Source organism: Akkermansiaceae bacterium, from assembly GCA_017798145.1.
Lineage (GTDB): Bacteria > Verrucomicrobiota > Verrucomicrobiia > Verrucomicrobiales > Akkermansiaceae > Luteolibacter.
This window is the reverse complement of record CP059069.1, coordinates 533,173-545,375: the sequence shown is the minus strand read 5'-3', so window position 1 is coordinate 545,375 and position 12,203 is coordinate 533,173. Positions and strand designations below refer to the sequence as shown.

Annotated in this window: 12 protein-coding genes; 1 reads left to right on the top strand and 11 read right to left on the bottom strand. The window is 59.2% G+C overall.

The annotated features are described in order from the left end of the window. Positions 1-15: 15 nt before the first annotated feature. From HZ994_02295 to HZ994_02265, 7 genes are all read right to left on the bottom strand, one after another. Positions 16-1,320, bottom strand: coding sequence for a pyridoxal phosphate-dependent aminotransferase family protein (locus tag HZ994_02295; GenBank protein QTN31205.1), 1,305 nt, complete (start codon positions 1,318-1,320; stop codon positions 16-18). Next, positions 1,317-2,768: a hypothetical protein gene (locus tag HZ994_02290; protein QTN31204.1), complete on the bottom strand. Its 1,452-nt coding sequence runs from the start codon at positions 2,766-2,768 to the stop codon at positions 1,317-1,319. Before HZ994_02290 ends, HZ994_02295 begins: the two co-directional genes overlap by 4 nt. Next, entirely contained in the window at positions 2,765-3,583 is an 819-nt protein-coding gene (locus HZ994_02285) for a hypothetical protein (GenBank protein ID QTN31203.1), read from the bottom strand. The genes HZ994_02290 and HZ994_02285 overlap by 4 nt, the downstream gene beginning before the upstream one ends. Positions 3,584-3,604: 21 nt before the next feature. Beyond that, positions 3,605-4,051 (bottom strand): hypothetical protein, encoded by a 447-nt coding sequence (locus HZ994_02280; GenBank protein QTN31202.1) that lies wholly within the window; start codon positions 4,049-4,051, stop codon positions 3,605-3,607. A 175-nt stretch (positions 4,052-4,226) separates the two neighbouring features. Beyond that, positions 4,227-5,642, bottom strand: a complete 1,416-nt coding sequence (locus HZ994_02275; protein QTN31201.1) for a serine/threonine protein kinase — start codon at positions 5,640-5,642, stop codon at positions 4,227-4,229. Positions 5,643-5,697: 55 nt separating this feature from the next. Further along, entirely contained in the window at positions 5,698-6,441 is a 744-nt protein-coding gene (locus HZ994_02270) for a sigma-70 family RNA polymerase sigma factor (GenBank protein QTN31200.1), read from the bottom strand. Positions 6,442-6,747: 306 nt separating this feature from the next. Further along, positions 6,748-7,839 carry a WGR domain-containing protein gene (locus tag HZ994_02265; protein ID QTN31199.1) on the bottom strand — a complete coding sequence of 364 codons (1,092 nt, stop codon included), beginning with the start codon at positions 7,837-7,839 and terminating at the stop codon, positions 6,748-6,750. A 284-nt stretch (positions 7,840-8,123) separates the two neighbouring features. Between HZ994_02265 and HZ994_02260 the strand changes: the two genes are divergently transcribed. Further along, positions 8,124-9,146, top strand: coding sequence for an SUMF1/EgtB/PvdO family nonheme iron enzyme (locus HZ994_02260; GenBank protein QTN31198.1), 1,023 nt, complete (start codon positions 8,124-8,126; stop codon positions 9,144-9,146). A 314-nt stretch (positions 9,147-9,460) separates the two neighbouring features. On the opposite strand, the gene HZ994_02255 is transcribed toward HZ994_02260, so the two are convergent. Genes HZ994_02255 through HZ994_02240 form a run of 4 tightly spaced genes read right to left on the bottom strand, consistent with a single transcriptional unit; the run spans position 9,461 to position 11,890 of the window. Next, positions 9,461-10,987 carry an AAA family ATPase gene (locus tag HZ994_02255; GenBank protein ID QTN31197.1) on the bottom strand — a complete coding sequence of 509 codons (1,527 nt, stop codon included), beginning with the start codon at positions 10,985-10,987 and terminating at the stop codon, positions 9,461-9,463. Between the two features lie 23 nt (positions 10,988-11,010). Further along, the gene (locus tag HZ994_02250) at positions 11,011-11,307 is read right to left on the bottom strand and encodes a hypothetical protein (GenBank protein QTN31196.1); all 297 of its coding nucleotides are present in this window, start codon (positions 11,305-11,307) and stop codon (positions 11,011-11,013) included. Next, positions 11,304-11,504, bottom strand: coding sequence for a DUF2997 domain-containing protein (locus HZ994_02245; protein ID QTN31195.1), 201 nt, complete (start codon positions 11,502-11,504; stop codon positions 11,304-11,306). Before HZ994_02245 ends, HZ994_02250 begins: the two co-directional genes overlap by 4 nt. Next, complete coding sequence (locus HZ994_02240; protein QTN31194.1) at positions 11,501-11,890, bottom strand: DUF1257 domain-containing protein; 390 nt, start codon at positions 11,888-11,890, stop codon at positions 11,501-11,503. The genes HZ994_02245 and HZ994_02240 overlap by 4 nt, the downstream gene beginning before the upstream one ends. Positions 11,891-12,203: the final 313 nt, after the last annotated feature.

The window sequence follows — 12,203 nt, the reverse complement described above, 5'->3', positions numbered from 1 at the left end:
ACACTGGGGAATAATTCAGTCGGCTTCAGCTCCATTCAGTTCCTCCTCCGCTCTTCGTTTTGCTTCCGCCATGATTTCCGCAGCCCTCCGCACATCTCCCTCCTCATGACTCGCCATCACTTGGAAACGGAACCTTGCCTTGCCGCGTGCTACTGCCGGGAACTCGACGAGGTTGGCTGCCATGCCTAGTTCGGCCACGTGCTTCGAGGTCAGTCGCGCCAAGCCCTCGTCGCCAACGAAGACAGGACAGATCGGTGAGGCATCCCCATGGACCTGCAGTCCTTTCTCGTTCATCGCGTTCCGCAGGAGATTGACACGAGTATTCAGCAACTCCCGCAGCTCTTCTCCCTCATCCGAAAACGCAATCCGGAAAGCCTCCATCGCCACACCGCTCTGCATCGGAGAGATGGCGTTGCTGAAGAGGCTCGAAGGAGCATAGAACCGGAGATAGTGAATCACCTCCCTCTTCCCTACTGCGAAGCCACCATTCGCTGCAAAGGTTTTGCTGAATGAACCTAGGACAACGTCCGGCAAGCGCCCTTCCACACTGTCGAGTAGCCCGCGTCCATGGTTTCCCATACTCCCGAAATCATGGGCCACATCGAGAATGGAAATCGCCTGATGTTTTTCGCACAGGTCAAGAAGAACCCCAAGATCAGGTGAGTCGCTATCCATCGAATAGAGACTCTCAGCCACCACGAAAATACCGCGATCCGGTCGCTCAGCGCGAATCTCCGCAAGCATCTCCGAGACCTGATCAAGATCGTTATGTCGAAACTTCCGCACTTCCGCACCACAGGCTCGCGCCCCTTCCTGAATGCAGTTGTGAGACAGAGCGTCCATTAGCAACACATCGTCCTCACGGATCATTCCGACCAACACCCCATATCCCGCCGCCCAACCTGTGGCATAGACCATCGCCTCCTCACCACCGACGATCTCGGCAATCATCGCCTCAAGGTCCCGCGATATCCGCGTGCTGCCACAGAAAGCCGGGGAACCCGCGCTGTGCACACCAAAATCACGAACCGCCCGCGCGGCAGCCTCCCCCATTCGTGGATCACTCGCCAATCCGAGGTAGTCCTGTGAACTGAAGTTCAGGATCGGACCCAGATGATCCGCACCATCAACGATAATCTGACGCCCGGGTAGCGCCTCGGATGTTCGTTGAAATGGAAATACATCGTTACACTCACGTCTCTCACACCAGTCAAGATACGGGCGAGTTCGCTGCACTGCTCCAACCCCATGCTGACGCAGGTAGTGAAGCACTGACCCCTTCAACGCCTGATGCGCTATTTGATTTTTCGTTTTGCTCATACCCAAGGTTCGATCTCAAATTCCAACTCCCCGCCAAGCAGCGGTCCTCCGTCCGGCGGCAGAGGGATCCGATGGACGTCCTTGCCCGCTTCGATCCACGCCTCCTCGCTCCCGCCTCGTGAAAAACTTCCCCAGCTCCACGCGACTCTCCGCCTTCCATCCACCACATCACCCGCTCCGATCTGAATGGCCGCCTCATACAGCGCCTCGCCGTCAAACGCGGTGTCGTTCCATAGCCAGCCATCTCGGAAGATCACCGGCACGATGCGAAACTGGATCCGGAACCAGGACATCCCGTCGCCCTCGTCCGCTGGACGCATCCCTTTCATCAGGAAAGTCCGGAAGATCGTCTCGCCCCTGTTCAAATCCCTCTCCGAAACGGGTAAGCCAGAGCCGAGTTCCTTCTCATGGCGGTGCATTACCACCGGCACCCCGCGGATCGAAACCTTTGCTTCGATCAGCAGCGAAGTGAGTTTCAGACGATTGTCACCAGCGAGCAGGCGCTTTTTATCGATCTTCAATCCACGAAGCCTCACCGCCACCGCCGTGTCGCCGAAGAGAAAGCGCTGCAAGTTCTGGTAGCCCTCCTCCGAATTTACCAAGCCGTAAGGCCCGCTGTGAGCGCGATGCACGTAGGCACGCGAAGAACCGTGGATGTAGGCGTGCTTACACATCACCAAGCCATCGCTGCCGGGACCCACAGCCTTCCGGCTCATCGCCAGCTCGTAATCCTTATGATTCGTCCCGATCAACGAAAAACACCGCTCCACAGGGAAGCTCGCGCCGCCGAGGGTATTCAAGTCCTCTTCCCGCACTCCCGGCAGCTGCAGGAACGCCCGCATCCGTTTCGGCCCGAAGCTATCCGCCTCGTTGGGTCCCACCAGATCACGGACACGCTCCAACAAACCCAGCCCGTCACGGAAATGAATGCCGCCATGGGGTGTCCCGTAGGTGAAGAGCTTGCCGATTTTCTGATGCGCCGTCTTCGTCCAGTTCCTCTGGATCAGACTGCGGGCCACCAGCCCGCCCATCGAATGCGCTACCAGATCCGCCTTCGCAGCTCCCGTCTCATCACGCACAAACTCGACCACCCTTCCAAGATCCGACGCCAGATCCTCGATTCTCTTCCGGTTCCCAGAGTCCACCTCTGAGGAAGCTTCATCGTAGTATCGGAAAACCCAGAGCGACCGCTCCGTGACCTTCGATCTCGATCCCCCACGCAGCACCTCAACCCGATCACCGATCACACGGACGAAGAAATCCTCGTAGCCGTGTTCTTTCATCAATCGCACCAGCGGACTCTCGAAAAGCTGCAGCGCTGGCGAGCCGTCCGGCTCGACCCGGACCTTACTGCTGCCGTCATTGAAGCCGCAATAGGGCGACTCCACCGCCCGCTCCACCGCCGACCCGGTTCCCGCATAGCCGCGTACGTAGATGATGGGGTTCATTCGTGCGTCTCCGGATCTGGTTCGGTTAGAGAGTCGGGCGAAAATGAGATCCAATAATGAGTCTCATCACGGACTTTATGTGGCTTAACGGATCGGACGACCAAGGTGCTACCCTCTTTGATGACTCCTCTAACAGGGCGTAGATATAATCCCGTGTCCCGGCGGACGGGAAAGCCCTCTCGAATATAGACATCGGTATTGGCACGGATTATATCGCCTTCTTTCGGAGGCCCTACATCGTCCCATCCGCCCTCACTTGCAAAAAGCTCTTCAGTCCACGAAAGGTCGCCAGATTTGCCTTCGTGCACATTCCCGAGCTTGCAGAAAAATAGATTCACCTCCTTCTGGAGGGTCTCCATCGCCTCTTGTGCAGCCTCGAGGCTAGTTCGAAGCTCTGGATCGTTCGACACCTCTGCGAGCTGTAACAAGGCCATATTTAAAGACTTATGAGCGTCCAGAAGTCTGTTAAACTCACTCTTCTGCCTTTCCGAGGCGTCGTTCAAAGCTGCAACATCCGGCATTTGCGCTTCGGCCTCGTCCGCCAGCTTCTTAACTCGCACGACTTGAGCACTTGTCGCTTCTTCAGCACTCTTAATGTTTTCCTCGATGCTCTTGATGTTAGTCTCAATCCCCTTGATCGACTCGGTCGATTGCCGAAGTGACCACGTGCCCCATCCGGCAAAGGCAAGAATCAACGCGGAGGGAAGCAAGAAGAACCTCACCCGCTTAACCACCAATGCCCAAGCTTTTTCCGCAATCTCATGGTGCTCGAAGTTATTGTAGCCCTGTGCTAGATTACTCGTATCCTTACTCATAATTCCATGTGGTTTAAAAAATCACTCCGGCGATACGACATCGATCACCACTGGATTGAATGTCACGGTCACGCCCGTTCTGGAGCCTGCTTCCTTGCCCTTCGTGTCTCCGACGCAACGGAACTCCCTGACTAGCTCACCCGCACCCATTACAAGAACATCATCGTCATGATCCGTGTCTCTATACCGGCACTCGGAGAACGAATCGGAGACGATGCGGAGAATCGCTCCGCCCTCCTGTTTCCACATCAGATAGTCGGCAGAACCACTGACCTCCGTGTAGTCTTTCTTCGTTTCCTTGGCGTGCATCGTGATCGTCGCCCACAACTCATTCCCATTCCGCACGCGAAGCCGCGCTGAAACATGAACGTCAGGCCCGTGGCCCTTAAATTCGGCATCACCACCAATGAGAGGCGGCACAAACTTCGGAGTCCCTGGCAGTTCAATGGATATCTTTTGTGTTTTCATTTTGGAATTTCATCAGGTGAAACGACCCAAATTCCAAAACGTGACAGCAGGTCTAAAAAAAGATCATCCAAATTCAGCAGAGCCAATTCTGCTCGATATCTCTGCATTGAAATTTCCGGAGCAATCTAGAGTCTCTAAAACGTCGAGACTTCGAATCAACGGGATACTGGGATGTTCACTCAGCCCTCAAACTCTCCCATGCTTTCCCCAAGCCTTCCTTCGCCTTTTGCAGATCCTTTTTGGCTCCTTCGATGTTCGCCTTGTCCCGGGCTTCCTTGCTGATTCCGCCGGGGTTGGCGCGGAAATCGACGCGTTCGACTTTGGTAGCCATTTCCGGCGGGAGGCTGTCGCTCCAATAATCAATGCGCTCATGGGGTGTGCCGGGGATGAACCGGCCGTTCACACCAAGCGGATTGCTGTCCTGCGTTTTGAGGACATTCCCATCACCATCCCGCCAGATAAGGCGAGCTTTTCCGGTGAAGCCGAAGAACGGATCCCCGCTCCTTGTGTGGACGACGGCGAGAAATTCGCCGCTTTCCTCCAGAGTCAGATCGATCTCCATGTAGTGCTCCCGTCCTTCGGTGACGGTGAGAGGTCCGCTGTGAAATTCCCTTGGGAAAGGTTCGGGCCTAAGTCCGAGATACAGGATCGCCGTTATAGCGGCCAAGGAGATGACCAAAAGGAGCGGTCTGATCCAAGGTGGACGGCGGACGGCTCTCAGGAATGCCCGCTCGAATCCACGCAGATCACTGTAGCGATCTTTGGGATGGGTTGAGAGTGCTTTCCGGAGCACATGATCCACTCCCACCGGACAGCGGCATAGGGTGTGCAGCATGGGGAACGAACCCGCCGGGCGGCTGCCAGCGAGCATTTCCCAAATGGTGAAGGCTAGCGAATACTGATCGCCTCTGGTATCGGAATGTCCGCCTGGCTGATCCCTCTCGGGGGCGGCATAGCCGGGTGTGGCTGGCGTTTCCAGTGTCCGGGTGACCCTTGCCTCGGCGTCCTGACCGAGGTCATAAGCGAGGCCAAAATCCGCCAAAACCCAGCGTTTGGAGGATTCTTCAAAAAGGATGTTCCCCGGCTTGATATCGCGGTGCAATAGCCCCGCGCCATGGAGTGCCGAAAGCGCCGCAACGATCTGCTTGGTAAATTCCACTGCCTCCGCGACGGGAAGGCTTCCTCTATCCCCGAGCACGGTAGCGAGATCCGAGCCCTCGATCCACTCCAGCGTCACCCAACCGGCATCGAGATCGGGAGCCAGGCCGAAGTCGATGAGTTTCACGAGGTTCGGATGGTCAACACGGGACAGCGCATCGCATTCGTTCTCCCAGCGCAGCCTGATCCGGCGATCACCACGGAAAGAAACCAGCTTCAGGGCGACCGTCCCGCCGCCCCCGCGCCCCTCGGCCTTCCACACCATACCCGATCCGCCGCGTCCGACGAAACGACCGACCACGTAGGGGAAGTCGTCGTCCTGCAGCCATTCCGGTGGCGTGGGGCGAGGTGCCCGGTTACCAGCACGCAAAGCTTCGCGGAAGAATCCTGCGAGGGTTTGTTCTGAAAGTTCTGGTATGGGTTCTCCGGTCATAGTTGCGACCTGTCTGGTAAGAACGCTCAATCGGCAGAAACCTGACAGGGATTATTCATGTTTCCGCGCCAGCAGACTCCGGTGCAAAGCCTCCGTTGCGGCCGAGGACGAGGATCAGGTGACGAAGTTCGTCATCCACATCGCTATCCTGTCCGTCAACCAATGTGGCGGCGACTTCCTCCCTCAGGCGCAGCGCGAGGCGCTCGCGAAGGCGTGCCAGGGCTTGGTCGAAGGTGTTCGCCGTCATTCCGAAACGCACATGGAGGGCGGTGCGTTCCTCAATCGCCGCCCCGTCGATCACGCCGAGCAGTGCGTCGAAAAGATCGACTCTTTTACGCGATGCATACTCGGACCGAAGTTGCCGGACGACACGTTGCGCGACGCTCCTTGCCCACACACCGTCGAAGTCCTCATCCGGTTTCACATCGGCATCCGCATATCCATCAGGCAGTTCGTCGAAAGACTTCGGCAGGTTATCCAGCCAATGGCGCTTGAGGCAGACCAGCAACCAGGAACGGAGCCTCCCTTTGGATGGATCCAGCGAGTTCAGAGCGTGCTCATGGCTCGACATCTTGGCCAGGAATGACTGCACCAATTCCTCCGACAAGTGAGGATCCCGGCAGCGGGCGACTAGCCAGTATTCCAGCGGCTTGCGGTAGGAGGTGACAAACTCATCCCAAGCGGGAAATCTGATCCGCCGTTCGCCATCCGAAAGATTCCGGACGATGGTCCACCGTGTCGTCGGAAAAAGGCCTTTCGACGAAGAAGGCGTAGGGGAGTAATACTCGTCATCGGACATCGGGAGGAATGCTTGCAAACTTCCGCGCACCACGCAATTCACAATCATTCATTGAGCAAAGCTGGAGATTCTTGCCATAATTATAACCGGACGAGAATCTTACTTTCCGGGCCGCCTTTGGTAGTGAGCGCCTCATGGAACTGATACGAGAAGCAGGGCACATGCCTACCTCGGGTCTAAAAAGAAGCCGCCATGGAGCATTTCCTTCATCAGGATTCTCCATGGCGGCCGGTGTTACCCCGGTCGCGCTACATGATGTCGTGCGACTCGGGCTTGCCTCGTGGGTCCTTGCCGGAAGGTTTGGGATCAGGCGGCTACCTGCATTGGCTCGGCTTTGTATTTCAGCTGAGCGGTGGTGCAGTCCTCGGCGGGGATGTCCTCCCGTTCGCCAAGATAGACAGGCTGGTAGATGCTGCCGCTTTCCCGGAAGGCGTAGAGGAAGCGACAATCCGCGACGGCACCGACTGCCGGGATCCGGTGGTTCGGTGGGATGGTGACCTTGCCTGCGGGGACGATGCCTCCGCCGTCCTCCGCGAGCAGGCCGAGGGTGACGCTGCGCTTGGCGTTGTGCCCGGTGACGATGAACGAGGCGCTCTCGACGAACTTAAACTTCAGGTGTCTACCACCGGAGTTCGGGCGGCCGGGGCTGAACGGTGCGTCGATCTCCTTAAAGACGACCCCCTCGCTGCCGCATCGGCGGAAGGTCTCGAACATGGCGCGTTTCTCCTCAGCCTCCATGTGGGTGTTCACGGGGCGGAGGTGCTTGTGTTCGGGATCGAGGAGGGTGAGCAGCCCGGCGAAGCGTGACAGGTAGGCGTTGCCCCGGATGTCGTGGCCTTTCACCTCAAGGAGGTCGAAGGCGTGGAGGGTGTCGCCGACCGCCTCGCCGTCGATGAGGACATCCACGGGGAGTTCTTTCAAGGCGTGGCGGATGGGTTCCGGGATGGGGATGATGAGTCCACGGCGGTTGATACCGGTGATCTCGTCCCCGCGTTTGCGAACCATGAGGCGGCGTCCGTCGAACTTTTCCTGGAGGCAGATGGCATCGCTGCCGAGGAGCCGGTCGAGTTCGGATTCGTCAACAGGGTTGAGGAGCTGGCAGCGGATGCCGCTGTCCTGTCCGTCGGTTGTGCTGGTGCGGTCGGGCTGGCGGGACTCCCCGGCGGGGCGGTAGCCTTTCGCGGTCTTCTGGCGGACGAGCTGGTCGTGGATTTTGTTCGCTTCGGTGAGCGTGACGATGTGCTGGGTCTTCCTACCGGTGGTGAGGGTTGAGCCCCTGCGGCCATAGGCGTAGGTGACGATGTAGCCCTCGCCCTCCGGCTCGACGGCGACGTGGTATTCCTTGTCTGAGTTGCCCTCGCGGAAATGGAGGGACGTGCTGGTGATGCTGATGTTCATTTTTTGGTATGGATTGGGGTTGGTTGTTGGTTTGGTTCTCGTGGTGAGAGGGGTTGGAAAAGAAATGGCCGCCACGGGTTCCCTTCTCCAGGGAGTCCGTGGCGGCCTTGTCGTGACCCGCGCCGCGCTTGTGCACGTCGTGCGGGGCGGGTCTGTCATGCAGGGGAAATTGGGCATCGTGCCGTCTTCGGTGGGCAGGCCTTCAGCCTCAAAAACGCCCCTCTAAATCTCTTGTGATCCGGCACGTTTTCTGTTTTCTAGAGGGTCACTTGTAGCCCTTCTTTATGAAACTCCCTATTATTCCCTCCCGCAGGCTCGCCGTTCTGGCTGGCATCGCCCTTGGAACTCCGGCCTTCGCCGTTGTCAGCATAGACTACGTCACCGTCGGTGACATCAACAACGCGAACGACGCGGCGACCGGCGGTCTTTACGGCGCGGTTGGCTATGAATACAAGATTTCGAAGAACGAGACGACCATCTCGCAGTATGCCGCGTTCCTCAACGCCGTGGCCAAAACGGACACCTACGCGCTTTACAACACTTCCATGCAGACGAACGCGAACATTTCGGGCATCCAGCGCATCGGCACATCGGGAGATTATTCCTACACCGTGCTCGGCAGCGGGAACCGCCCCATCACCTACGTGAGCTGGTTCGATGCGGCGCGTTTCACCAACTGGCTGCACAACGGCCAGACGACGGGAGCGCAGAACGCATCCACCACGGAAGACGGAGCCTACACGCTCAACGGCGCGACCAGCGGCGTGGGGTCCTCGAAGAACGTGGGAGCCACGGTGTGGCTCCCTTCGGAAAACGAGTGGTATAAGGCGGCGTATTATGATCCGAACAAGGGCGGTCCCGGAGTGGGCGGCTACTGGGCGCAGGCTACGCAGAGCAATACGATCAACAGCAACACCGTCGGCGCGGCAGGCGCGGCGAATTACTTCGATAGCACGGATTTTGCGGTGACGCAGAGCGGTAGCTACAGCAGCAGCCAGAACTATCTGACGGATGTCGGTGCGTATGGCCCGAATTCGGAGAGCGCGTATGGAACGAACGACCAAGCGGGGAACGTGTTTGAATGGAACGATGCGGTGGTCTTTGGTTCGACGCGCGGGATGCGGGGCGGTTCGTGGGCCAACAACTCCGACTCCCTGCCCGCGTCCAAAAGCAACGTCAACACGCCCCCGAACGAGCTCGACTACGTGGGGTTCCGCGTCGCCAGTGTCCCCGAGCCGTCGGCATTACTTTTGACGGTATTGTCAGCTAGCGCGTTGCTGACCAGAAGGCGTCGTTTTACCCTTTAACCTTTTGCTCTTTTACCGTTTTTCTTTCCCCGCACAAGCGACTTGGGGCGGCCTTTCGGGTGCACCCCAGCTGTTTCGTTCAACGGCGCTTGTGTTCAGACTACCGCTGGAGGTATCGAGTGAGGTGGGAGGTGAGGATCACGGCTTTGTAAGCCGCGCTGCCGAGCGCTCTTGAGGGATGGGTGGCGGGGAGTTAGGAAGGGTTGGGTGCGGGAGTTTTGAGAGGGAAAGGCATGCTGCCAGAGAGAGGATGGAACTCTCCCTGGCAGGGATATTATGGGGCATGCGGCAGGATGCCACAGCTACGGCGCGGGTCAGTTCATCCCGGACATCCGTCTGTTGGGGCGGTAGGATGCCGACGACGTGGTGTTGCTCCGGCTCGCTGCCTCACGGGCACGGCCTTTCGCCCAATGTCTCAACGCGGCGATCTTGCCGTCCATGAGCTGCGCCAGGGGGACGGTGCCGTTGATGGCTTCGAGGATGTGCTTGGGCTTGGGTTCCTCGCCTTCGGCATAGGCCTCGTGCATGGCGTCGATGAACACGGCCTCGATCTCCGCCCCGGTGAACTGCTCGCAGGCGCGGGCGAGGACGACGGTGTCGAAGTCGGTTGGCTTGCGCTTGTGCCGGGCGATGACGATGTCCCAGATCTGCGCACGCTCGAAGGCGTCGGGTAAATCTACGAAGAACATTTCGTCGAACCTTCCCTTGCGCAGGAACTCGGGCGGGAGCTTGGAAACATCATTCGCCGTCGCCACGACGAACACCGCCTTGGTCTTCTCCTGCATCCAACTCAAAAACGAGCCGAAGACACGGGAGGAGGTGCCGCCATCGGTGCTGCCGCTCGAAGAGCTTCCGGAGAAGCCTTTTTCTATTTCATCGATCCACAGCACGCACGGGGCGATGGCCTCGGCGGTCTGGATGACGGAGCGGAGGTTGGCTTCCGACTGGCCGACGATGCCACCGAACACACGCCCCATGTCGAGGCGCAGCAACGGCAGGCCGAATGCTCCGGCGGTGGCTTTCGCGGTGAGCGATTTCCCGGTGCCGGGGATGCCGACGATGAGTAATCCTTTCGGTGCGGGCAGCCCGTAGGCTTTCGCGGATTCGCTGAATGCACCGGAGCGGCGTTGCAGCCATTCCTTGAGCAGGCCGAGTCCGCCGATGTCCTCCAGGGAGGTGGCGTTCCCGACGACCTCGACGAGGCCGTTTCGTTTCAGCGTGTTCGCCTTTTCACGGGAGATGATGCGGTGGTCGATCCCATTGGTCTCTATGACCGACAGGGCGAACGCGTTCTCCGCTTCCGTGGTGGTGAGGCCGAGGGCTGCCTGGACGGCTGCCTCCCGCATCACCTCGTGGACATTCTTTAGCTTCGCCGACTTGATGATGCCATCGAGCACGGTGTGAAGCCCCGCCGGGTCGGGCAGGTCGAAATCAACGTGGGTGATCTCGTGTTCGAGTTCGGCGGGCAGTTTCAAACGGCAGCCGAGCAGGACGATGGTGTGGCCGTTGGCCTTGGCGATGCGCAGTGCGTCCTTGATGCGGCGCACGAGCATGGGGTCGCTCTGGTCGAGGTGGAGTTGGAGATCCCGGAGCAGCACGACGTGGCGTGGCTTGTCCGAGGCGAAGACGCCGTCCAGAAGCTGGAAGGCATCGAGTGGGTCGGGGCACGGGGTGACGCGCCCTTCCTTAACATCGGCAAGACCCTCCGTGGAGGACCAGGCGAGGAGTTTGCGTTTCAGGGAAGTGCATGCGTTGGCGATTTCCGCTTCGGCACGAGCTTCCTCGGAACTGATGATGGCGAGGCCGGGGTATCCGGCGCGGAGGTAGGTGGTGAGGTTCATAAGTTTGGATTGGTTCTTGGTTGTCAGAGCCGGCCTGTGACCGGTCTGAGGTTTGGCAGTGTGCCGGTGGGTCTCGGTGGTTCCGGATTGGGTGGGCCGAGGTTTTCATGTTCCCAGACGAGGCATGCCTCGCGGGAGGGATCGCTGTGGAGGAGCTGGCCGGACGAGGCACAGCGGACTTTCCACAGTTGGGTCTTTTCACAGAAACGGATGTCCGTGGCCCGGACGACATGAAGTCGCCCGAGCGCACGGAGATCGATCGCTTCGGTGTAGAGGCAGTCGATGTGACCGCCGGGGTTGAAGCGGAGGGTGGATTTCATCCCTCGCCTCCTAGCTGTTGTTCGTTGCGGAGGAACTGGGGTCGCCAGAACTGCGGCTTGCGGGTGCGCGCCTGGGGTTTCCCGAGTGCGTCCTCGATCGCCTTGGTGGCGGCCTCGCAGCCTTTTCCCTGGAAGCCCTCGGCCTCGACGCTGATCTCCCCGGCTGGGGAAACACGGACAAGGATCTTGCGGCTCATAGCGAACCTCCTTCCAGGGTGAGCAGGACGGTGCCGTCGGCCTCGATCCTGCGGGTGTGGCGCAGCCCGCGTGTGGCGGCCTCGCGCATGGTCTTGTGGACGCCGTAGGATTGCAGCAGGCGGCTGTAGCCGGTGCCGACTTCCTTGGCGACGTGCCCATCCCACCAGTCGGTGGTGAGGCCGTAGCAGCCGGGGTTCTCCTTGTCCGGCTCGACAGCGATGTCATACGGGCCCTTGAGCTTGATGACGTGCGGTGCGGGACGGGTAATGCCGGCGTAGCCCCGGCACTGGGTATCAGCCAGGAGCTGGAGGCCGAGTTCGACGGATGCGTCGCGCAAGGCTTCAAGATCCCGGATCTGGGTCTGGATGGTGGTGAAGTGTGACATGTGGTTGTTCGTATTTGGTTGGTTGTTGTTTTGCTGGAAACGCACAAAGGGCGGCCCCGGTATGGAGCCGCCCTTCGTGCGGATGAGTCGTTGTGTTTTGGCAGTGGGGTTGGGTCGGGTGGTTTCGTTGGAGGTGGTGGGATTGGTGGTGGGATTGGTGGTGGTTTAAAATTCAGGCTGGTTGGGGCGGAGTAATGTGACGGGAGGTGTAGTGGGCTGGCTGGGGAAATGGAGATGCCGCAACTACGGCACGAAAAAGCCCGCCGGGTTGGTGACCGGGCGGGCTCGGAAATGAGGCCGTAGAGGCTCGCGG